The organism is Flexivirga sp. G2, from assembly GCF_055397625.1.
Map to the genome: position 1 here is coordinate 240866 of NZ_AP039675.1, position 21109 is coordinate 261974.

A 21109-nucleotide genomic window follows, 5' to 3' on the forward strand; every position below is an offset into this window, starting at 1 on the left:
GAGATCACCCCGCCATACTGCGCCAGGCACGGGTCGCAACGCGAGACGCTGACCTCAGCGTTTCCTCAGCGACGCGTGGGCACCCTACGCTGGTGACTACTCTCTCGTCCCGCGCGGAACGCCGGTCGACCACCACATCCTGGGTTGCGCCCGTCGGCGCGCTCTTCTGGATCCTCAAGTTGACGACCACGGCATTCGGGGAGGCGGCGTCCGACGGACTGGCCGGGATCAGCCCGGTGCTGGCGGTGCTCGTCGGTCTCGTCGGGCTGGTCGCGGCGTTCCGCTGGCAGACCCGCACGCACGGCTTCGTCTCGGAGCGCTACTGGGCGATGGTCGCCGCGGTCGCGGTGTTCGGGACGATGGTCGCGGACGGGGTGCACGTGGCGCTCGGCCTGACCTACCCCGTCACGAGCATCCTGTATGCCGCCGCCACCGCTGCCGCCTTCATCGCGTGGCGGCGCACGGAGGGGACCGTGTCGATCCACGAGATCAACACCCCGCGCCGGGAGCGCTTCTACTGGGCGGCGGTCATGTGCACCTTCGCGCTGGGCACTGCCGTCGGCGACCTCACCGCGGCAACCTTGGGGCTCGGATATTGGCCGTCCGTCATGCTTTTCGCGATCCTGATCGCCATACCGGCACTCATCTGGCAGGTCACCGGCCGACACGAGGTCGGGTTGTTCTGGGCTGCCTACGTGCTGACCCGTCCGCTCGGCGCGTCCATCGCGGACGGGTTCGCCAAGCCCCCGTCCGTCGGGCACGGGCTCGGCCTCGGCGACATACCCGTCGCGCTCGCGCTCGGTGCCCTGCTCGTCAGCCTGGTGCTGATGACGCTGGACCGCCGCCCGACTTCCTGAGCATCGCACCACGGCGTATGTCGCACGGCGCGAGTAGCGTTGCGGCATGGCTGAGTTCACCGAGTCCGACGATCTGCGGGGAGCGACCTTCCGGGACGTGAACCTGCGCGATGCGCGTTTCAATGCGGTCGACCTGTCCGGTGCGGTGCTGCGCGGCGTCGTCGTCGCGGACGTCGAGGTCGACAGTCCATGGCTCTTCGACGGCGACCATTTCCTGCGGGTCAACGGCGTCGACGTGCTCCCGCTCGTCGACGCCGAGCTCAACCGGCGCTTCCCCGGCCGGGAGCAGCGCGCCGCCGGGACACCGGAGGGACTGCGCGCTGCCTGGGATGCGCTGCAACGCACCTGGGCGGCGACGGTGGAGCGAGCGGCCGCCATGCCGGCGGGCACGGTCGACGAGTCGGTGGGTGGCGAGTGGTCGTTCGCGCAGACGCTGCGGCACCTGGTCATGGCGACCGACGTGTGGCTCGGCCGCGCCATACAACGCACGGAGCAGCCGTACCACCCGGCCGGACTGCCCGATACCGGCACCGACAGCGGGAGCGCGGCCTACGAGGACTCCTCGGTCTTCTCGGCGACCGCGCCGTCATACGCCGAAGTGCTGGAGGCGCGGGCGAGCCGGGTCGCGATGGTCGGTGACTTCCTGGCGACGGTCACCCCGGAGGTGCTCGCCGAGCAACGCAGCAACCCGCACGACCCGCAGTACGACGAGACGGTGCTCTCCTGCCTGCACACGATTCTCGACGAGGAGTGGGAGCACCACCGCTATGCCGTGCGGGACCTCGACGCGCTCGCCGGGGGTCAGCCCTCGGCCAGCTGAGCCAGTGCCGCGACGACCAGCGCCTGCGTGCCCCGGTCCAGCGTCGGCTGTATGACGGGCGCGAAATACGGCGAGTGGTTGACTGGGATGTCCGACGAGATCCGGCCGGCCTGCTCCGCCGCGGCATACGTGTCCGGGTCGATGCCACCGATTCCCCAGTAGGAGTAGGGCGTTCCGAGCGCGGACGGGATGTCGCTGAAGTCCTCGCTCGCGCTCTGCAACGGCAGTTCCCGTGCGTCGTCGCCGAAGAAGTCGGCGAACGCCTCGGTCACCCGACCGGTCACCGTCTCGTCGTTGATCGTGAGCGGGAACTCGTCATACAGCTCGAATTCGGGTTCCTTCGGCGAGCCGGAAGCGTCGCACTCCGCGGTGACGATCCGGCGGATCGCGTCGAGCACGTGTCGGCGGGTGTCGTCGTTGTAGGTGCGGACGTTGAGCTCGATGACGGCGCTGTCCCCGATCACGTTGCTCTTGGAGCCGGAGCGGATGCTGCCGACGGTCACCACCGCCGGCTCGGTCGGCGCGACCTCGCGGGACACGATCGTCTGCAGCCGGATGACGATCATCGCGGCCAGCACGACCGGGTCGATCGCCGCCTGGGGCATCGAACCGTGGGCGCCGCGTCCGTGCACGGTGACGCGCATGCTGTTGGCCGCCGACAGCACCGGTCCGACGCGGCTGCCCACGACGCCGGCCGGCATCGGCAGCACGTGCTGGGCGAGGGCGACATCGACGGTGCCGATGACGTCGCGGAGTCCGTCGTCGAGCATGGTGCGGGCGCCGTCGCCGACCTCCTCGGCCGGCTGGAAGAGCGCGATGAGCGTCCCCGACCACTGGTCCTTCGCGGCGGCCAACAGCGCGGCGGCGGTGGCGAGGCACGCGACATGCACGTCGTGTCCGCACGCGTGCATCACCGGAACCGATTCGTCGGCTGCGTCCGTGCTGGTGACGGTGCTGGCGTAGTCGACGCCGGTCGCCTCCTGCACGGGCAGCGCGTCCATGTCCGCGCGCAGCAGCACCCGTGGCCCGTCGCCGTTCGCGAGGATGCCGACGACCCCGGTCCCGCCGATGCCGGTGGTGACGTCGTCATACCCGGCGGAGCGGAGGCGGTCGGCGACCTTCCCGGCCGTCTCGGTCTCCTGGTGCGACAACTCGGGGTGCTCGTGCAGGTCGCGGTAGAAACTCTCGAGGTCGTCGCGTGTGTCGTCGAGACCGGCGAGAACTGTCCGGGCCGCCGTGGTGCTCATGGTTCCTCCAGGTGGTCGGGTGCTTCGTCGCTCAGCCTGCGTCGTGCGCCTGAGCGTCGTCTGGCCTGGATGGCGTGGGCAAGCTTCTCCCGACGTGCGCGGTCGAGCCGGGCCTTCGCCGCGACCCGTCGTGGCGCCGACCAGGCGTCGGCTTCGGGCAGCATCCACCCACGCCAGCGCGCAATCAGGCACAGCCCGCCACCGGTCACTGTGGATGCCACCAATCCCACTGTCGGATAACCGTTCTCGGTGCACACCACGAGTACGCCGCTGGCCAGGATCGCGCAGGTCGCATAGAGCGTGCTGCCACCGAGCACTGTCGGGATGCGTCGCGTGACGATGTCCCGTATGGCGCCGCCGCCCACCGCGGTGATCGTGCCCAGCAGGATCGCCGGCAGCCAGCCGATGCCGACCGCGAGACTCTTCTGCGCGCCCGCGGCAGCCCAGGTGCCGAGCGCGACGGCGTCGATCACCGGCCAGACCCGGTCCCACACCGGACCGCTGACGTTGGCGACGTAGGTGATCGCCGCACCGGCGAGAGCGGTCAGCAGATAGGCGTAGTCCTGCAGTGCGACCGGCGGCCCGGCCTGCAGCAGCACGTCGCGGACGATCCCGCCGCCGAGACCGGACAGCACCGCGAAGGTCAGGAAGCCGATCGGATCGAGCCGCTCCTGGCGGGCGATGAGTCCGCCGATGATCGCATTGGCGAAGACGCCGGTCAGGTCGAGGATGCGGAACAGCTCCGAGAGGTTGCCGGTCTGCATCGGGCTCCTCCTGACGAGGGTGGTCTGGGGCCTCAACGCTAGCGGCTCGATACGCGGAGTTCGGACAACGTCCCGCCGGTGTGGCCGGTGATGGACCACCATGTGCCCATGGGGAATGGAAGGGCCAGGGGATCCCGCGACGCGATGCTGTTGACGCTGCTGGTCGTGCTCGCGTGCGTACCGATCGCCTGGGGAATGGGGCGCTTGCTCAGTGATGGCTGGTTCCCGCAGGGTGACGAGGCGATCGGCGCACTGCACGCACATGACGTCTTCTCGGCACATCCGCCGCTGCTCGGCATGCGCTCGACCAGCAACCTGTCCAACCCTGGCGTCTGGGCGCACCATCCCGGGCCCATGCAGTTCTACCTGCTCGCCATCCCTTATGCCGCAAGCGGATTCGCACCCTGGGGTCTGATCCTCGGATGTGCGCTGATCGCAATGGCTCTGGTCGCCATAGCGATCGTCGCGGGATTCCGGGCGGGCGGCTGGCCCGGTGCAGGCTGTGCGGCGGGCGTTGCCGTCGTGCTCGAGTTCGTCTTCCGCGACAGCCTCGTGCGGCCGCTCAACGTGTGGCCGCCGATCCTCGGCCTGCTCGCGGTGGTGATGCTCGCCTGGCGACTGCAGCGCGGTGATCGTCGGGCACTGCCGCTGTATGTCGTCTGCGCCTCGTTCACCGCGCAGTGTCACATCGGGTTCGTGCCCGTGGTGCTCGTGCTGTCCGTCTTCCTCGGGGTCGTCGCACTGATCCGCTGGTGGCCCGACCGTGGCTGGTCCGACCGTGGCTGGTCCGGTCGGCGGCGGCGCCGGTGGCTGATCGCCGGCGGGCTGCTCGTGCTGTGCTGGTTGCCGCCGATCATCGATGTCTTCGTGACGGATCCGAACAACGTCGAGGAACTGGCCAGGCTCATCACGGGGTCCACGGCCGGCGCGCCGCTCGGCTGGGGCGCCGCCGCCAAACACGTGTTGCTGATGCTGGTGCCCGTTGCCGTCTTCCCGGCGAACGTGTCGCAGGCGACGCTGCTGGCGCACGGAGACTCCGTCCTCACCGCGCCGGCCGCGAATGCGGCGCTGATTGCGGTGTGCTCGCTGGTGGTTGTCGCGGTCCTGCCGGCATTGTGGGCTGCACGCCGCACCGTGCTGCTGCCTCGCCGCAGGTCCGATCCCGCACTGCCGGATCTCGCGGTGGTCTGTCTGGTCACGTGCGTCGCGGTCGTCTGGGCGACGGCGACACTGACGCGCACCAGGATCATCTACAGCGATCTGCTGATCGCGGGTCCCCTGTGCCTGACAGCGGCGGCGGTGTGGCAGGTCGCCCGCTTCGTCCGTGACCGCGTGCCGCCGATGCGGCGCCGTGTGCCGCACGCCGTTCCGGCATTGGCGGTGACCGCGGTGGCTGTGCTGACCGCTGTCGTCATACTCCCCGACTCGCAGTTGCTGCACCTGCTCGGCGGCGGCCGATCCGATTGGGACACGGCGCGATCGGTCAGTGTGCCGGTGTCCGACGCGGTGGCGCAGCGCGCACCGGGTGCGCCGGTGCGGGTCGAGTGCAGCGGCCTCGGGTGCGAGGCCAGCGTCGGCCCGGCGATCCGAGCTCAACTCGCGGCCGACGGCCATCAGGTCTATTTCGACAAGCAGTGGCCGAGGCACGAGGACGACGACTTCCGCCGTCTGCGGCACGCCCCGCACGATGCCCTCACCGTCATCATTCGCGAGAAGGAGACCGGCACGGCCTGGCCGGCCGACGGCAAGCCGGGCGCCGGCGCACTGTGGAGCAGGGAATGGACCGTCGACTATTACGGGCACCACGAGGACATGGTGGCCTCGATCCTGCCCGGGCGTTGATCGGTCCTCCGACCGGAGACAGCTGCCCCTTCACGCAGTGAGACAGTTACCGATCGGTCCTTGACGGGCAGATTCCACTCCTGCCAACCTCTCACAGGTTGGAAGATAAATTCCGCGAGATGGAATCGGAGCCACCATGTTGTCGCACCACGCCAGGTTGAACACGCGGGGGATCTACCGGAGGCAGCGATCATGAGCCGGTTGCGACAGTTCCATATCGCGCTCGCGGCGGTGCCGTTCGTGCTGATGCTGGTGTGCACGCCGTTCGTGAATCGCACCCGGCCGACGGTCGCCGGATTCCCGTTCCTGCTCGTCTGGATCGTGGTCGCCGTCGTCCTCACCTCGGTCTGTATGGCGATCGTCTACAAGACGGACCCGGTCAACTCGCGGGACGAGGAGACGACCGAATGAACGTCGCACTCGCGATCCTGGTGATCTTCTTCGCGGCGTCGCTCGGCCTCGGACTGTGGTCGCGGCGCGGCAAGGAGATGGACATGGAGGGCTGGAGCGTCGGCGGGCGCAACCTCGGCTCGATCATCGTCTTCCTGCTGCTGGCCGGTGAGATCTACACGACCTTCACCTTCCTCGGGGCGTCCGGCTGGGCCTATGCCCACGGCGGCGCCGCCTATTACATCCTGTGTTACGGCAGCCTCGCGTACGTCATCTCCTACTGGCTGGCGCCGGCGATCTGGCGTTACGGCAAGCAGATGCGCCTACTGTCCCAACCGGATTGGTGGGTCGCGAAGTACAAGTCACGCACCAGCGGAACCGTGGTCGCCATCGTCGGCATCGTGGCGATGGTGCCCTACCTCGAGCTGCAGCTGGCCGGCCTCGGGATCATCGTCAACGCGACGTCATACGGGAAGATCTCGACGACCACGGCGGAGTGGTTCGGAGCGATCGCCCTGGTCGCGTATGTCGTTGTCTCCGGCATACATTCGGCGGCGAGCAACGCGGTCGTCAAGGACATCATCGTGCTGGTGATCGTCGTCATCCTGGGCATCTATCTGCCGATGCACATCGGTGGCGGCTTCGGCCACCTCTTCGACGCGCTGGACGGTGGTGGTCTGCCGAGCGCCTGGTCGCAGGGCGGCGTCTCGCTGCATCTGAGCGAATCCGGTTACGACATGGGATGGTTCATCAGCAACGTGCTGATGTCGACCCTCGGGTTCTTCATGTGGCCGCACTACTTCGGTGCGGTGTATGCCGCGGACAACCCGAAGACGTTCCGCCGCAACGCCGTTTTCCTGCCGCTCTACCAGCTGGTCATCCTGTTCGTCTTCTTCATCGGCTTCACCGCAGCGCTCGCGCTCAAGTCGGCACCGGCGGGCGGTGCGAACAACGCGCTCCTGGAGATCGTGACTCAGGAACTGCCGCAATGGGTGGTCGGTCTGGTGGGTGCTGCGGGCCTCTTCTGTGCGCTGGTCCCTGGCGCGATGCTGCTGACGACCTGCGGCACGCTGATCTCGACGAATCTCTACAAACCGTTGTTCCCCAAGGCTTCTGCGGCCTCGGCGTCCTTGGTCGCCAAGGCATCGGTGCCGGTGGTCGCGCTGATCGCGCTCTACCTGCTCTTCCAGGGCGGCCAGGCGATCGTCAATCTGTTGCTGCTCGGCTACGCCTTCGTGACGCAGCTGCTGCCGTCGATGCTGGCCAGTCTGCTGAAGAGGAACCCGGTCAGCGCATGGGGCGCCACGGCCGGCATGGTCGTCGGTGTCGTGCTGGTGACGTGGTTCTCGTTGGACACGGCGATCTACAGCAAGGCGGGCGTGACGACGTTCGGTTTCCTGCCGGGACCGTTGCAGCACATAGCGATCGGCATCGTCGCGCTGGTCGCCAACATCATCGTGATGTTCGTCGTGTCGGCGTTGACCCCGGGAAGTCGCCCCGCTCCCGAGGGAGAACCTGATCGGGAGCTGGCGACGGCGTGAGGCGTGTGCCGTGCTGCGCTCAGAGCACGACGACCGAGCGCAGCACGGCACCGTCGTGCATCTTTGTGAAGGCCTGCTCCACCTCGTCGAGTGCGATCTCTTCGCTGACGAACGCGTCGAGGTCGAGCCGGCCCTGCTGGTAGAGGTCGATCAGCATCGGGAAGTCCCGGCTCGGCAGGCAGTCGCCGTACCAACTGGACTTGAGTGAACCGCCGCGTCCGAAGACGTCGATGAGCGGCAGATCGGGGAGCTTGAGGTCGGGCGTCGGGACACCGACCAGCACCAGCGTGCCGGCCAGGTCGCGGGCGTAGAAGCCCTGCTTCCACGTCTCCGGGCGACCGACCGCCTCGACGACGACGTCGGCACCCTCGGCGCCGGGGTAGATGCGTTCGCAGATCGCCTTGATCTCCGCGACCGGGTCGACCTTCGAGGAATCGATCGTGTGGGTGGCACCGGCGGACTTCGCCGCCTCGAGCTTGCGCGGGTCGATGTCGACCGCGATGACCGGTGACGACCCGGCCAATGCCGCGCCGGCAACCGCCGCGACGCCGACGCCACCGCAGCCGATGACCGCGACCGACCGGCCGCGTGTCGCACCGCCGGTGTTGATCGCCGCACCGAGGCCGGCCATCACGCCGCAGCCGAGCAGTCCGGCCGCGGCCGGGCGGGCCGACGGGTCGACCTTGGTGCACTGGCCTGCGGCGACCAAGGTCTTCTCCGCAAAGGCGCCGATGCCGAGTGCGGGCGACAGCTCGGTGCCGTCCTCGAGCGTCATCTTCTGGGTCGCGTTGTGGGTGGCGAAGCAGTACTTCGGCTCGCCGCGCTTGCACGCCCGGCACTCGCCGCAGACCGCGCGCCAGTTGAGGATCACGAAGTCGCCGGGCGCCACGTCGGTGACGCCGTCACCCACGGACTCGACGACGCCGGAGGCCTCGTGGCCGAGCAGGAACGGGAAGTCGTCGCTGATGCCGCCCTCGCGGTAGTGCAGGTCGGTGTGGCACACCCCGCACGCCTGGATCGCGACGACGGCCTCGCCCGGACCCGGGTCGGGGACGTTGATCGTCTCGATGCTGACCGGCGCGCCTTTCGCTGTGGCGACAACGGCTTTCACTTGCTGCATGGTGACTCCTCACGTCGGCTGCTCGTGAGAAACGCTACCCTGACCTTTCGAGACGTTCGTTCGTCCCTCACGAACTCCTCAAGGACCTTCTGTTGAGGTGGCTGAGGAACGGGGGAGCGAAGCGGAGGAGTGTCTCGAAGCCTCCCGGTGCAAGGGCTTTCGAGACGTTCGTTCGTCCCTCACGAACTCCTCAAGGTCCTTGGTCGGTCACCAGAAACGGGCGGCGTGCGCGAGCGCGGGCGCCTCGAGCAACTGCACGAGTTGCTCGAACAGGGCGACTGCCTCGGGTGCACTCCAGTCGTCGGCGAGCAACTCGCGGGGCAGGCCCGGGTCACGGAACGGCAGCTGACGCCAGGCATCGATGACGCCGAGGTATGCCGCGAAGGCCTCCCGCGGGTCGGGCGTCGCACCCGCACCGAGGTCGGTCGCGATCCGCTCGTGCCGCTCGATGAATGCGCGGTAGCTGCGGTCGATGCCGGCCAGGTCCCAGCTGTCGTAGAGCAGCGACGTCAGATCCTGCGTGCCCACGTAGTTGCCGACGAAGACGGCGGCATATTTGTCCAGGCCGAGATCGGCGATCGCTCCCTCGGCGGCGCTCTGCATCCGCGCCGGAGCCAACCAGGTCGCGGTGCCGACATTGCCGAACCCCAGGTTGCTCAGATGGGAGCGCAGTTTGTAGCGCTTGCTCCGGTCGGACTCTGGAACGCTGAAATTGACTATGCACCAACCATTCTCGAGGTCAGCAGGTCGTCGGGCGTGCCAGATGACCTCGTCGCCCTCGGCGAGGACTGTGAGGGCGTGTTCGGTCAGCCGGTAGCCACGCACCCCGTCCCCTGCCTCGGCCGTCAGCCAACCGCGCTCCTTGAGCCGGAAGACCGCGGTCCGCACACTCGGTGCGTCGACACCGAGCTCGCTCAACAGCTCGATCGTTCCGGCGATCGGGAGCCAGCCGCCGTGCTGCCGGACCACCGACCCGAGGAAGGACACGATCAGGCTGCGGGTGCGGCGGGAGCGGATCTTCGCGCTCTGCTCGTCAGCGGCGGTCATCGCGATCATTGTCCACAGTGGCCGCCGCGGGTCTCCACCGCAGGTGCACATCCGCTGCTTCGCCGTCGCGCAGCAGCTGCAAACGCGGTGGCACCTTGTCGGTGCGTGCGGTGGGCGGGCGACGCCGGCCGGCGGCGAACTGGTCGGGCCAGGGTGCACCGGGACCGGCATACTCCTGCTCGGCCGCCGCATGCAGTGTCCACTGCGGGTCGTAGAGGTGCGGCCTGGCCATCGCGCACAGGTCGGCGCGGCCGGCCAGCAGGATCGAGTTGACGTCGTCGTAGCTCGAGATCGCCCCGACAGCAATGACTTTCACGTCCGCGCCGGAAGCGACCCGGTGACGGATCTTGTCCGCGAACGGCGTCTGGTAGGACCGACCGAATGCCGGCTTCTCATCCTTGCCGATCTGCCCGGACGACACGTCGATCGCGGCCGCGCCGTGCTCGATGAAGGCCTGAGCGATCTCGACTGCATCCTCGTCGGTGTTGCCGTCGGGGAGCCAGTCGGTGGCGGAGATCCGCACCGTCACCGGTATGTCGGACGGCACTGCCGAGCGCACGGCGTCGAAAACCTCTAGTGGATAACGCAATCGGGCTGTCAGCGGGCCACCCAGCTCGTCGGTGCGCTGGTTGGACACGGGGGACAGGAAGGAGCTGAGCAGGTAGCCGTGTGCCGCGTGGACCTCCACCAGGTCGAACCCCGCATCGACTGCACGCTCTGCTGCGGCCACGAATTCGTCTCGTATCCGGTCGAGTTCGCTTCGCCCGAGTTCTCGCGGCAGGTGGCAGCCGTCGCCATACGGGATCGCCGACGGGCCGACGACCTCCCAGTTGCCGTCCGCGAGGGGTTCGTCGATGCCCTCCCACATGAGTTTGGTCGAGCCCTTCCGGCCGGAGTGCCCGATCTGCGCGCCGATCCGAGCCGTCGACCGCTCGTGCACGAAGTCGGTGATCCGCCGCCAGGCGTCGCGCTGTGCGTCGTTCCACAGACCGGTGCATCCGGGCGTGATGCGACCGTCCGGTGAGGTGCAGATCATCTCGGTCATCACCAGACCGGCGCCGCCGAGTGCCTTGGACCCCAGATGCACCAGGTGGAAGTCGTCCGGGAGCCCGTCGGTCGCGGAGTACATGTCCATCGGCGAGACGATCACCCGGTTCTGCAGTCGCAGGCGGCCGATCGACACGGGCTGGAACATCGCGGGCGCGACCTCGCCCGAGCCCTGATCCCCTGCGAACTCCTCCTCCATCCGGTCGGCGAACGCGTGGTCGCGCTCCTTGAGGTTGTCGAAGGTGATTCGACGGGAGCGGGTCAGCAGGTTGAAGACGAACTGGGCCGGCGCCTGCCCGGCATACATGCCGATGTTCTCGAACCATTCCAGCGACGCCTGGGCGGCACGCTGCGTCGACTCGACGACCGGCTTGCGCTCCTCCTGGTATGCCGCAAGGGCCTCCTCGACGTCGGCGTGCTCGTGCAGGCACGCGGTGAGCGCGAGTGCGTCCTCCATCGCCAGCTTGGTGCCGGAGCCGATCGAGAAGTGCGCCGTGTGCGCGGCGTCCCCCAGTAGGACGACGTTGCCGTGATGCCACGAATCATTGCGAACGGTGGTGAAATTCAGCCATTTGGAGTTGTTCGTCAGGATCCGGTGACCCTGCAGTTCGTCGGCGAAGATTTCGGCGATCCGGGAGACCGCGTAGTCGTCCGAGACGCCCGGTGGCAGGTCGTCCTGCGCCGTGCGGTCGAGGCCGGCGCGGCGCCATACGTCCTCGTGCATCTCGACGATGAAGGTCGAGCCCGACCCGGAGTAGGGGTAACCATGGATCTGCATGGTGCCCCACTCGGTCTGTTTGACGAAGAACTGGAAGGCCTCGAAGACCAGGTCGGTGCCGAACCAGATGTACTTGTTGTGCCGTCGGTCCAGGTCCGGTGCGAAGACGTCGGCATACGTGGTCCGGACGGTCGAGTTCAGTCCGTCGGCGGCGACCACCAGGTCGTGGTCGCGCCGGAGCCGGTCCACGTCCGGTGCGGCGGTCCGGTAGTGCACGGTGACCCCGAGGTCGGCGACCCGTTGCTGCAGGATCTGCAGCAACTCCTTCCGGGACATGGCCGCGAATCCCTGCCCACCGACGGTGAACTCGTGCCCGTCGACGGTGACGTCGATGTCCGTCCAGCGGGCGAAGCGCGCCTCCATGGCGGCGTGGACCACCGGATCCGCACCCTCGATGCTGCCGAGCGTCTCGTCGGAGAAGACGACGCCGAAGCCGAACGTGTCGTCGGGCGCATTCCGCTCCCAGACCGTGATCTCGTGGCCGGCGTCGAGCGATTTCATCAGGGTGGCGAGGTAGAGGCCGCCCGGACCGCCGCCGACGATGGCGACCTTCACGAGGAGGTCTCCCCGGTGGGCGCAGCGGCAGCTTCCTGTCCGACGATCTCGCGCAACCGGAAGTGCTGCAGCTTGCCGCTCGCGTTGCGGGGCAGGCTGTCGACGAAGCGCACCTCGCGCGGATACTTGTATGGCGCGATGTGCGCCTTCACGAAGTCCTGGATCTCCTTGCCCTTGGCCGCATTCGGCGACACGCCCTCGCGCAGCACCACGAAGGCGCAGACGATCGAGCCGCGTTCGGCGTCGGGTTTGGCGACCACCGCACACTCGGCCACGTCGGGGTTGTCCTCGATCGCAGCTTCGACCTCGGGGCCGCCGATGTTGTAGCCGGAGGAGACGATCATGTTGTCGGTGCGTGCTTCGTACCAGAAGTAGCCGTCCGCATCGCGGCTGAAGGTGTCGCCGGTGATGTTCCAGCCGTCCACCACGTAACCGAGCTGTCGGTCGTCGGCCAGGTAGCGACAACCGACCGGGCCGATGACGGCCAGCCGCCCGGCCACACCCGGTGCGGCCTCGTTGCCGTCGGCGTCCACGATGGTGGCCCGATAGCCGGGCACCGGCTTGCCGGTTGCCCCCTCGCGAATGTCGTCGCCCGCGGCGGTGATGAAGATGTGCAGCATCTCGGTCGCCCCGATGCCGTCGATGATCTTCAGGCCGAGCTGCTCGTGCACCGCCCGCCAGGTCTCCAGCTGGATGTGTTCGCCGGCGCTGACCGCCGTGCGCAGACTGCGCAGCTTCGCGATGTTGCCGGACTTCAGGATCTGCTTGTATGCCGTGGGTGCCGTTGCGAGCGTGGTGATTTCGTGGGTTTGGACCAGGTCGGCGAGCTGCGCCGGCGTCGCTGTCTCGGTGAGGAACGCGCAGGCACCGGCCCGCAGCGGAAACACCACGAGCATGCCGAGCCCGAAGGTGAAGGCGAAGGGCGCAGTGCACGCGACCAGGTCGTCCGGCTCCAGGAGCAGCATCGTGCGCCCGAACGTGTTGTCGATGGACAGGATGTCGCGGTGGAAATGCGTGGTGATCTTCGGGACGCCGGTGCTGCCGGAGGTCGGTCCGAACATCGCGACGTCGTCGGCTGCGGTGTCGACGGCGGTGAAGTCGGTGGGCTGGTCGGCGATCAGCGCGGCGAGGTCGTCCGCGCCCGCACCGCCATACGTGACGATCCGCAGGTCGGTGGCCACCGTGTCGCGCAACTCGACGACGGCGTCGGCGAAGCGGTGATCGACCAAGGCGATGCTGGGAGAGGTCTTTTCGACGATCGGTGCGATCTCCCGGGTGCGGAGCGCGGCCATCGTCGTGACCACGATGCCGCCGGCCTTGAGCACCGCCAGCCAGGCGGCGACCGTCCAGGGGTTGTTCGGGGAGCGCAGCAGCACGCGGTTGCCGGTGACCAGTCCGAGCCGGTCGGTCAGATAGCCGGCGATCTGATTGGTCCGCTGCTGGAGCTCGCCGTACGACCAGACCTCGCCCTCAGGCGTCTTCAGCGCGGGTCGGTCCGGGCCGAACTTCTTCGTTGGTATGTCGAGCAATTCGGTCGCTGCATTGAGGCGCTCCGGATACTGGAGCAACTCGGTGGTGAACTCCAGCGTCGGCCACTGCTCTCGCGGCGGTAGATGGTCGCGCGCGAAGGAGTCCCGGTATCCCGATGGGGCGAGATCGGTCATCGTGCACCTCCGGTGCTGGTCCGGATCATGCCCTCCTGGACGACCGTCGCCAGGTGCGTCCCGTCCGGGCTGAAGAAGCGGCCCAGGTTGAGGCCGCGACCGTCGCCGGCCGACATCGCCTCCTGGGCGTAGAGCAACCAGCCGTCGACCGGCGCCGTGCGGTGGAACCACATGGAGTGGTCCAGACTCGCGGTGACGAGACCCTCGTCGGCCCACGCCAGGCCGAGGGCGCGCAGCGTCGGCTCCAGGATCGTGTAGTCGCAGACGTAGCTCAGCGCGGCCGTGTCGCGCTGAGCGGCATCCAGGCCGGGCACCTCCCGCAACACGTCGAAGGGTCGGACCCAGACGGCCTGGTGCGGGACCCGGGCGCCCTCGACGGTCAGGTAGATCGGGCCCGGGACGTGCCGCATGTCGAAACTGCGGCCGTGCGACCAGTAGGCGCGTGAGTTGTCGGTCATCGTGCCGCCGGACGTGCCGTCCAGATAGTCCGCGGAGCTGGGCAGCGTCTCCGGATCCGCAACGTTCGCAGGAAATTCGGACTGTATGACGCCGCCGGCCTCGCCGGTCGCGAAGCTCGCCAGGCAGACGAAGATCGGTTTGCCGCCCTGGTGCGCGCGCACCTGACGGGTGCTGTAGCCGCGGCCGTCCCGCAGCACCTCCACTTCGTAGCGAATCTCGGCACCGATCTCCGCCGGCCGCATGAAGTAGGAGTGCGTCGAGTGCAGCCGCTTGCCGTCCACCGTGCGGATCGCCGCGACGACCGCCTGCGCGACGAGGTCCCCGCCATAGGCCTTGGGCCACGGGCACGGTCCCGTGACGGCCGTGAACGCGCGGTCGAAGTGCTCCGGCTCCACCTCGGTGAGGGTGACAGCGTCGGTGAAGATCTGCGAGGTGACGTCCGCGGATCGAGTTGCGGTCATGGACGATTGGTCCAATCGGGCAGCTCGCTGTCCGGGACCTGCGGCAGGTTGACGACGATGTTGTCCGGAGTGCGGGTCGTCATCCAGGTCAGCGGGTTGTTCCGATCCAGGTTGCACTCGACGTGCGGCATGTGCGGCGGTACGAAGACCCAGTCGCCCTCCGACATGTCGATGTAGTCCTCGAACTTCGCACCGAAGTAGATGCGGGCTCGCCCGGACAGGACGTAGCCGCCGGTCTCGGCATCGCCGTGGTGGTGCGGGACGGAGCGGTAACCGGCGAGGTTGTGCACCTTGCCGAACCAGATGCGGGTCGCGGGGGTGTGCTGGATACTCACGCCGGAAACCCTTGTCGCTCCGTCGGATTGACCGGTCTGGCCGAGATCCGGCTCGTGTCCTCCCCGCGTGACGACCGGAACCACGAGGCCCGCTTCGTTGCGGTACATCGAGTTGTCCATGGCTTCGTAGTTGTCGGAGTTGGGATCCACGCCAGGTCCTTTCACGGCCGTCTCGTATTTCAATTGGCGCATGATCGTCATGGCGATGTCAATAGACCCGTTACGCTGAGGACAGGTCAACCACGAAGGAGATCCGATGCCGATCGACCTGACGCCCCTCCCGGTGAACCCCGCCGAGTTGCCGACGCCGAGGGGCTATTCGCACGGGACGCTCAGCGGCAACACGATCCACCTGGGCGGCCAGACGGCGCTGGATGCGGACATGCGCATCGTCCCCGGCGGCATCGTGGCGCAGTTCCGGCAGGCGTTCTCCAACGTGCTCGCCACGCTGCGATCGGTCGGTGGGGTCCCCGAGGATCTGGTCAGCATCACGCTCTATCTGACCGACATCCCGGATTATCAGGCGCACGGCCGGGAGATCGGTGAGGTATGGCGCGAGCTCGCCGGGCCGGTCTATCCGGCGATGGCCGGCATCGGCACGACGGCGTTGTGGCAGCAGGAAGCGCTGATCGAGATCCTCGGTGTCGCGGTGGTGCCGGACGAGCGCCTGATCCGCCCGGCGACCGACGGTTAGTGCTGCGCGCGCAGGATGTCGTGCAGGTGCGCCAACGCCGCCGCGACCTCCGTGAAACTCGTTGACAGCGGTGACATTCCGGCGCGGAGGCCACGTGGCCTCCGGAAGTCCGGTATCACGCCACGCTGCCACAGTTGCGCGATGACGGACTCCATCGCGTCGTGCTCCAGAGTCACGTGACCGCCTCGGATCGCAGGGTCGCGTGGCGAGGCGACGACCACGCCGAGCGGTGCGAACACCTCGTCGGCCACGTCCGCGACGAACTCGGTCAACCGGATCGACTTCTCCCGGATCGCCTCGATGCCGGCGCGTTCGACGAGCGCGAGCATGTCCTGCATCGGCAGCATGCCCAGGATCGGCGGCGTGCCGCTGATGAACCGGCGCATCCCGCTCGCCGGCGCGTATGACGGACCCATCGTGAACGGCTCCGCATGCCCCATCCAGCCGCTGATCGGCTGAACCAGCTTGTCCTGCAACGCCTTTGCGACATACCCGAAGGCGGGTGCGCCAGGCCCGCCGTTGAGGTACTTGTAAGTGCACCCGACGGCGAGGTCGACCCCGGAGGCGTCGAGCCCGATCGGTGCCAGCCCGACGGAATGGCACAGGTCCCACAGCACCAGTGCACCGGTGTCGTGGACTATCCGGGTGATGGCCGGCAGGTCGGCGATGAAGGCCGACTTGTAGGTGATGTGGCTCAGCAGTACGAGCGCGGTGTCCTCGGTGACCACCGCACGAACCTCGTCCGGCGTGACGCCGGTCGCCGGGTCGGGCTCGATCCAGTCGATCGTCAGACCCGACTCGGCGGCGATGCCCTGCACGACGTAACGGTCGGTCGGGAAGTTCTCGGTGTCGGCGACGATCCGGGTGCGTCCGGGGCGCGCGCCGACTGCGGCGCGCAGCAGCTTGTAGAGCAGCACCGTGGTGGAGTCGGCGACCGTCGTCTGGCCGGCGGCGGCCCCGAGGGCCACCTGCCCGATCAGGTCACCCAGGCGCAGCGGCTGCTCCATCCACGACTCGTCCCAGGCACGGATCAGCCGCTCGCCCCATTCGTCGTCGACGAACTGTGCGAGCCGGCGGCCGGTCGCTCGCAGGGGGCGCCCGAGGGAATTGCCGTCCAGGTAGGCGACGACTCCGTCCGGCAGCACGAACTCGTCCCGGTATGCCGCCAACGGATCGGCCGCATCCAGTGTCTTCGCCTCTGCGACAACGTGATCCGGCAGTTGAGCCAGTATGTCGTTCGTCATGTCAGCCACCGATCTGGGTGCGCACGGAGTAGAGCTCCGGGAAGAAGGTCAGGTCCAGCGCACGCTTGAGGAAGTCGACGCCGGAGCTGCCGCCGGTGCCGGTCTTGTAGCCGATCGTGCGTTGCACGGTGCGCAGGTGCCGGAACCGCCAGAACTGGAAGGCGTCCTCGAGGTCGACCAGGTCCTCGCACATGGCGTATTCGGCCCAATGCGCGCTCGGGTCCTCGTAGATGCGTCGGAAGGCCGGGATCAGGTCGGGTTGCTCGACCCACGCCTGTCGGACGTCCCGGTCCAGGATCTGCGCCGGGATGTCATGGCCGTGTGCGACGAGGAAACGCAGGAAGGCGTCATACACGGTCGGTGAGTCGAGGAGTTCGCGCAGCCGGTCCTGCTGCTCCGGCTTCGCCGCGAAGACCGGCAGCATGCCGGCGTTCTTGTTGCCGAGGATGAACTCGACCGAGCGGTACTGGTAGGACTGGAAACCGGATGCAGAGCCGAGAAAGCCTCGGAACTCTGCATATTCACTCGGTGTGAGGGTCGCCAGCACCGACCACTGCTCGGCCAGGGTACGGAAGATGTGCTTCACCCGAGCGAGCGCCTTGCGGGCCCGGCTCACGTCGTCGGTCTGCAGATAGGTGCGCACCGACTCCAACTCGTGCAGGACGAGTTTGAACCACAGCTCGGTCGTCTGGTGCTGGATGATGAAGAGCAACTCGTCCGGGTGGACGGGATCGCTGACCGGGTGCTGCGAGTCGAGCAGCTTGTCGAGGTCGAGATAGCCGCCGTAGTCCATGCGCGACCGGAAATCGGTGCGCACTCCCTCTTCGATCCGTCGTTCGCCGTCTTCGATCGACACTGCGTCCTCGCCCTTCCTCGATGGTCTGCCCAGTCTGGCAGTGTCGACATGGAGGTGGCAGCGGAGGTGTCGGGGCGGAAGCGGTGCGGCCCCCGGGACGGGCGGCGCACGCTGTCCCCCCTGTTGGACAGCGTGCGCCCGGTCCCGTCGTTCCCCTCCGGCGGTTTGCAACGAGACAAGCTTCCTGCGCCCGGCAAGGGGCCGCAACGATTCGACGGGGGCCGAATTCACCGGCACAGTCCGGGAACTCGGTGGCCAGCCACGCCGCGACCTGCGACCATCGTTCGCATGGCGGATCAGGGGCATTGGCAGGTGCAGGCGGCGACCGATCCGGTCGCAGTGCGCGATCTGGCTAGCGAGCTCGTCGCAGCGAATCCCGTTGCCTATTCGGTCTTTTCGACCGTCACCGATTCACTGATCCGCGAACCGAGCCGGTATGTCGATCCGAAGTGGTTCGTGGTCACGGGCGGTACGGGCCGGCCCGAGTTGGTTGCGATGCTGACCCCGCCGCACCCGTTGCACCTGCCGCAGTCGATTCCGGGTGCGGTCACGGCGCTCGCTGAATATCTGGCCGCGACGGATGCCGACCTGATCGGGGTCAACGGACCGCAGGAGGCCGCACTGGAGTTCGCCGACGGCTACCTACCGGTGGTGGGCCGGCAGATCTCCGGGCGCGAGGGCATGGGCGTCTACGACCTGCCGGTCCCGGCCGAGTTGCCCTGGCCGGTCGAGGGCGAGCACCGGACGGCGAACGACGCGGACATGCCGTTGGTCTCGTCGTGGGTGAGCGCCTTCATGCAGGAGATCGGCGACACGACGATCGACGCCTCGGCGACGGCACGGCGGCAGATCGCAGCCGGCAACGTCAGTCTGTGGACCGTTGGCGAGCGTCCCGTGGCGATGTGCTGGGCGAGTGCGCCGTTCGGCGGGGTGGTCCGGGTGTCCGGCGTCTACACGCCGCGGGCCGAACGCGGTCACGGCTACGCCAGCGCCGTCGTGGCGACCGCGAGTCGTCGACAGCAGGAGCAGGGGCACACGTGCATGCTCTACACCGAGCTGGTGAACCCGACCTCCAACAAGATCTACCGCGCCCTGGGTTACCGGCACCTCGGCAACGACCTGCGGCTGAAGTTCGCCTGACCGCGCCGGTCGGAGAGGACCTCGAGACGCACGCTCGTTCCTCACGTGCTCCTCGGTCATCTGTGAGAGGTGGCCGAGAGTGGGGGAGAGCAGCGGGGAGGGTGTATCGAGACCACACCGCGCGGGTCGAGTGCCCGGGGGAGCGCAGCGGAGGAGGGTGTATCGAGACCACACCGCGCGGGTCGAGTGCCCGGGGGAGCGCAGCGGAGGAGGGTGTATCGAGACCACACCGCGCGGGTCGAGTGCCCGGGGGAGCGCAGCGGAGGAGGGTGTATCGAGACCACACCGCGCGGGTCGAGTGCCGGAGGAGCACAGCGGGGGAGGTGTATCGAGACCGTCAGCGGTCGAACACGCCTGCGGCCGCACACTTGGCGGCCACGAAATCCAGCGGCACGGCGTGCTTGGTGTACCCGTGGAAACCCTCGGTGGTGGTCGCCAGGAAGAGTGAGTCGAGCAGCGCCTCGGCAGTCGCCTCGAGTACGGCGGCAAAGATCGGTCCCAGCTGTGCATCCGGTATGCCGCGCCGCTCTCCCGTGTCGAACGCGATCGCGTAATCCCCACTGCCCTGGGCAAATTCGGAACCCACTTGCGCCATACCGAAGACCGAGCGGGTGGCGACTCGGGTGAGCTGTCGAGAGTCCAGCCCCGCGTCGATCGCGACGATCAGCATGCACGAGTTGCCTCGTTCCCGCTGGTCGATCGCTCGGGATGACGAAGCGGAGGAGGGTGTGTCGAGACCAAGGGCCTCGGTGGCGTCGATCGGCACGCCGCGCACGGTGAGTGTGCCGGAGAAGTTGGTCTGAGCGAGCACACCGACCGTGCACGTGCCGAAGCCGCCGAGATCCACGACGCGTGACGAACTGCCGATGCCGCCCTTGAAACCGAGCGCAGCCGTGCCGGTGCCTGCACCGACACACCCCTGCTCCACCGGATCGGTGCTCGCGCTCCGAAGTGCTTGCCGGACATGGGCTTCCGTGATCGGCCGGCTGCGTATGTCGGACAGGAATCCGTCGTTGGTCTCGCCGACGATCGGATTGAGCGTCTCGACACCTTCGTTGCCCGGCTTCTCGAGCACATAGGACACGAGCGCGTCGGCGGTCCGGAAAGCGGAGAGCGTGCCGGTCAACAGGATCGGCGTCTCGATCTCCCCGAGTTCGACCAATTGCGTTGCGCCGACGAGCTTTCCGTAACCGTTGCCGACGAAGAGGCCGGCCGGCATACGACCGCCGGCGACGTCGACGGCGTCGGGCACGATCGCGGTCACGCCGGTGTGCAGCCGCGTGCCCTCGTCGATCGTCACCTGACCGACACGCACGCCGGGGACGTCGACGATCGTGTTGGTCGGGCCGGGTGTGCCGGTGCCCGGCGCCAGCCCGAGCTCGCGAGCCCGCGCGCGATCGGTCGGCACGGGAGCTTCGCTGCGATCGGGAGGCATGTGCTCAACCGTAGTTGGCGATCAGGTTGCGCTGCGAGAATCTCGGCATGAGGACCTCGGGATCGACCATCGGTGCACGTCCCACGCATGTCGGCGTGATCATGGACGGCAACCGTCGCTGGGCGAAGGCGGCGGGTCTCGCCGGAGCCAGTGCCGGCCACCGCGCGGGCGCGGATCACCTCGCGGATCTGTTGCGGTGGTTGACGGCTCGCGCCATACGGCATGCGAGCGTCTATGTCCTGTCGGCGGACAACATTCGCAAACGCGACGGTGACGAGGTCGCTTACCTGTTCCACCTGCTCGAGACCCTGGTGCCGGCGCGGGTCCGCGAGACGGGCGAATGGCAACTGCACGTCGCGGGGGATCTCGACCTGCTGCCGACGAGCTGTGCCGTTGCGCTGCGCGATGCGATGCGGGACACCGCCGATCGGCGCAGCCACCTCACCCTCGCTATCGGGTACGACCCGAAACAGGACCTCGTCGATGCGGTCCGTGACCTGCTGCGTGACGGCGCGGTCCATGACGGCGAGGCGCTCATCGCGGCGATCGGCAGTCGACTGCCGGGTGGGCCGATCAAGGACATCGATCTGGTGATCCGTACCAGTGGGGAGCGGCGCATCTCGGGCTTCTTCCCGTGGCAGAGCGAACACGCGGAGATCGTGTTCAGCGACAAGATGTGGCCGGCGTTCGACGAGGGCGATCTCGACGCTGCGCTTGCCGAGTACGGCCGGCGACGGGCACGCGCCGCGAGCTGATCGCGGAGGTTTCCGACGGCAACGGGTGGCGTCGAGCGGCTTTCCCGCCTACTGTGAA

General features: G+C 68.0%; 19 protein-coding genes. 8 read left to right on the plus strand and 11 right to left on the minus strand.

The window, feature by feature from the left end:
* The first annotated feature begins 92 nt into the window (after window positions 1-92).
* Together ACZ50J_RS01195 and ACZ50J_RS01200 are read left to right on the plus strand one after the other, a co-directional pair.
* Complete coding sequence (locus ACZ50J_RS01195; RefSeq protein ID WP_464299461.1) at window positions 93-857, plus strand: COG4705 family protein; 765 nt, start codon at window positions 93-95, stop codon at window positions 855-857.
* 46 nt (window positions 858-903) lie between these two features.
* Window positions 904-1677 carry a DinB family protein gene (locus ACZ50J_RS01200; RefSeq protein ID WP_464299462.1) on the plus strand — a complete coding sequence of 258 codons (774 nt, stop codon included), beginning with the start codon at window positions 904-906 and terminating at the stop codon, window positions 1675-1677.
* On the opposite strand, the gene ACZ50J_RS01205 is transcribed toward ACZ50J_RS01200, so the two are convergent.
* Window positions 1659-2924, minus strand: a complete 1266-nt coding sequence (locus tag ACZ50J_RS01205) for an amidohydrolase (RefSeq protein WP_464299463.1) — start codon at window positions 2922-2924, stop codon at window positions 1659-1661. The two genes, ACZ50J_RS01200 and ACZ50J_RS01205, sit on opposite strands and share 19 nt — an antisense overlap.
* Window positions 2921-3688, minus strand: a complete 768-nt coding sequence (locus tag ACZ50J_RS01210; protein WP_464299464.1) for a trimeric intracellular cation channel family protein — start codon at window positions 3686-3688, stop codon at window positions 2921-2923. Before ACZ50J_RS01210 ends, ACZ50J_RS01205 begins: the two co-directional genes overlap by 4 nt.
* Before the next feature lie 108 nt (window positions 3689-3796).
* Between ACZ50J_RS01210 and ACZ50J_RS01215 the strand changes: the two genes are divergently transcribed.
* From ACZ50J_RS01215 to ACZ50J_RS01225, 3 genes are all read left to right on the plus strand, one after another.
* Window positions 3797-5530, plus strand: coding sequence for a hypothetical protein (locus ACZ50J_RS01215; RefSeq protein ID WP_464299465.1), 1734 nt, complete (start codon window positions 3797-3799; stop codon window positions 5528-5530).
* 192 nt (window positions 5531-5722) lie between these two features.
* Window positions 5723-5941 carry a DUF3311 domain-containing protein gene (locus tag ACZ50J_RS01220; protein WP_464299466.1) on the plus strand — a complete coding sequence of 73 codons (219 nt, stop codon included), beginning with the start codon at window positions 5723-5725 and terminating at the stop codon, window positions 5939-5941.
* Window positions 5938-7461 (plus strand): sodium:solute symporter family protein, encoded by a 1524-nt coding sequence (locus ACZ50J_RS01225; RefSeq protein ID WP_464299467.1) that lies wholly within the window; start codon window positions 5938-5940, stop codon window positions 7459-7461. Before ACZ50J_RS01220 ends, ACZ50J_RS01225 begins: the two co-directional genes overlap by 4 nt.
* Before the next feature lie 19 nt (window positions 7462-7480).
* Here the strand turns inward: ACZ50J_RS01225 and ACZ50J_RS01230 are convergent, their stop codons facing one another.
* From ACZ50J_RS01230 to ACZ50J_RS01255, 6 genes are all read right to left on the minus strand, one after another.
* A complete protein-coding gene (locus tag ACZ50J_RS01230; RefSeq protein WP_464299468.1) occupies window positions 7481-8581 on the minus strand; it encodes an S-(hydroxymethyl)mycothiol dehydrogenase in 1101 nt (366 codons plus the stop codon).
* A 207-nt stretch (window positions 8582-8788) separates the two neighbouring features.
* Entirely contained in the window at window positions 8789-9628 is an 840-nt protein-coding gene (locus ACZ50J_RS01235) for a PaaX family transcriptional regulator (RefSeq protein ID WP_464299469.1), read from the minus strand.
* Window positions 9615-12008: a bifunctional salicylyl-CoA 5-hydroxylase/oxidoreductase gene (locus ACZ50J_RS01240; RefSeq protein WP_464299470.1), complete on the minus strand. Its 2394-nt coding sequence runs from the start codon at window positions 12006-12008 to the stop codon at window positions 9615-9617. The genes ACZ50J_RS01235 and ACZ50J_RS01240 overlap by 14 nt, the downstream gene beginning before the upstream one ends.
* Window positions 12005-13672 carry an AMP-binding protein gene (locus ACZ50J_RS01245; RefSeq protein ID WP_464299471.1) on the minus strand — a complete coding sequence of 556 codons (1668 nt, stop codon included), beginning with the start codon at window positions 13670-13672 and terminating at the stop codon, window positions 12005-12007. Before ACZ50J_RS01245 ends, ACZ50J_RS01240 begins: the two co-directional genes overlap by 4 nt.
* Window positions 13669-14592, minus strand: coding sequence for an acyl-CoA thioesterase (locus tag ACZ50J_RS01250; RefSeq protein WP_464299472.1), 924 nt, complete (start codon window positions 14590-14592; stop codon window positions 13669-13671). The genes ACZ50J_RS01245 and ACZ50J_RS01250 overlap by 4 nt, the downstream gene beginning before the upstream one ends.
* The gene (locus ACZ50J_RS01255) at window positions 14589-15077 is read right to left on the minus strand and encodes a cupin domain-containing protein (protein WP_464299473.1); all 489 of its coding nucleotides are present in this window, start codon (window positions 15075-15077) and stop codon (window positions 14589-14591) included. The genes ACZ50J_RS01250 and ACZ50J_RS01255 overlap by 4 nt, the downstream gene beginning before the upstream one ends.
* 106 nt (window positions 15078-15183) lie before the next feature.
* On the opposite strand from ACZ50J_RS01255, the gene ACZ50J_RS01260 reads away from it, so the two are divergent.
* Complete coding sequence (locus ACZ50J_RS01260) at window positions 15184-15621, plus strand: RidA family protein (protein ID WP_464299474.1); 438 nt, start codon at window positions 15184-15186, stop codon at window positions 15619-15621.
* On the opposite strand, the gene ACZ50J_RS01265 is transcribed toward ACZ50J_RS01260, so the two are convergent.
* Together ACZ50J_RS01265 and ACZ50J_RS01270 are read right to left on the minus strand one after the other, a co-directional pair.
* Entirely contained in the window at window positions 15618-16865 is a 1248-nt protein-coding gene (locus ACZ50J_RS01265; RefSeq protein ID WP_464299475.1) for a kynureninase, read from the minus strand. The two genes, ACZ50J_RS01260 and ACZ50J_RS01265, sit on opposite strands and share 4 nt — an antisense overlap.
* Before the next feature lies 1 nt (window position 16866).
* Window positions 16867-17721 (minus strand): tryptophan 2,3-dioxygenase, encoded by an 855-nt coding sequence (locus tag ACZ50J_RS01270; protein ID WP_464299476.1) that lies wholly within the window; start codon window positions 17719-17721, stop codon window positions 16867-16869.
* A 288-nt stretch (window positions 17722-18009) separates the two neighbouring features.
* Between ACZ50J_RS01270 and ACZ50J_RS01275 the strand changes: the two genes are divergently transcribed.
* Window positions 18010-18861, plus strand: a complete 852-nt coding sequence (locus tag ACZ50J_RS01275) for a GNAT family N-acetyltransferase (protein WP_464299477.1) — start codon at window positions 18010-18012, stop codon at window positions 18859-18861.
* A 337-nt stretch (window positions 18862-19198) separates the two neighbouring features.
* Here the strand turns inward: ACZ50J_RS01275 and ACZ50J_RS01280 are convergent, their stop codons facing one another.
* Window positions 19199-20296 (minus strand): P1 family peptidase, encoded by a 1098-nt coding sequence (locus ACZ50J_RS01280; RefSeq protein WP_464299478.1) that lies wholly within the window; start codon window positions 20294-20296, stop codon window positions 19199-19201.
* A 47-nt stretch (window positions 20297-20343) separates the two neighbouring features.
* Between ACZ50J_RS01280 and uppS the strand changes: the two genes are divergently transcribed.
* Window positions 20344-21051, plus strand: coding sequence for a polyprenyl diphosphate synthase (uppS, locus tag ACZ50J_RS01285; RefSeq protein WP_464299479.1), 708 nt, complete (start codon window positions 20344-20346; stop codon window positions 21049-21051).
* Window positions 21052-21109: the final 58 nt, after the last annotated feature.

Coding starts and splice junctions, on each gene's coding strand:
- ACZ50J_RS01200 (WP_464299462.1), top strand. CDS start 904: ATGGCTGAGTTCACCGAGTCCGACGATCTGCGGGGAGCGACCTTCCGG.
- ACZ50J_RS01205 (WP_464299463.1), bottom strand. CDS start 2,924: ATGAGCACCACGGCGGCCCGGACAGTTCTCGCCGGTCTCGACGACACA.
- ACZ50J_RS01210 (WP_464299464.1), bottom strand. CDS start 3,688: ATGCAGACCGGCAACCTCTCGGAGCTGTTCCGCATCCTCGACCTGACC.
- ACZ50J_RS01215 (WP_464299465.1), top strand. CDS start 3,797: ATGGGGAATGGAAGGGCCAGGGGATCCCGCGACGCGATGCTGTTGACG.
- ACZ50J_RS01220 (WP_464299466.1), top strand. CDS start 5,723: ATGAGCCGGTTGCGACAGTTCCATATCGCGCTCGCGGCGGTGCCGTTC.
- ACZ50J_RS01225 (WP_464299467.1), top strand. CDS start 5,938: ATGAACGTCGCACTCGCGATCCTGGTGATCTTCTTCGCGGCGTCGCTC.
- ACZ50J_RS01230 (WP_464299468.1), bottom strand. CDS start 8,581: ATGCAGCAAGTGAAAGCCGTTGTCGCCACAGCGAAAGGCGCGCCGGTC.
- ACZ50J_RS01235 (WP_464299469.1), bottom strand. CDS start 9,628: ATGACCGCCGCTGACGAGCAGAGCGCGAAGATCCGCTCCCGCCGCACC.
- ACZ50J_RS01245 (WP_464299471.1), bottom strand. CDS start 13,672: ATGACCGATCTCGCCCCATCGGGATACCGGGACTCCTTCGCGCGCGAC.
- ACZ50J_RS01250 (WP_464299472.1), bottom strand. CDS start 14,592: ATGACCGCAACTCGATCCGCGGACGTCACCTCGCAGATCTTCACCGAC.
- ACZ50J_RS01260 (WP_464299474.1), top strand. CDS start 15,184: ATGCCGATCGACCTGACGCCCCTCCCGGTGAACCCCGCCGAGTTGCCG.
- ACZ50J_RS01265 (WP_464299475.1), bottom strand. CDS start 16,865: ATGACGAACGACATACTGGCTCAACTGCCGGATCACGTTGTCGCAGAG.
- ACZ50J_RS01275 (WP_464299477.1), top strand. CDS start 18,010: ATGGCGGATCAGGGGCATTGGCAGGTGCAGGCGGCGACCGATCCGGTC.
- ACZ50J_RS01280 (WP_464299478.1), bottom strand. CDS start 20,296: ATGCCTCCCGATCGCAGCGAAGCTCCCGTGCCGACCGATCGCGCGCGG.
- uppS (WP_464299479.1), top strand. CDS start 20,344: ATGAGGACCTCGGGATCGACCATCGGTGCACGTCCCACGCATGTCGGC.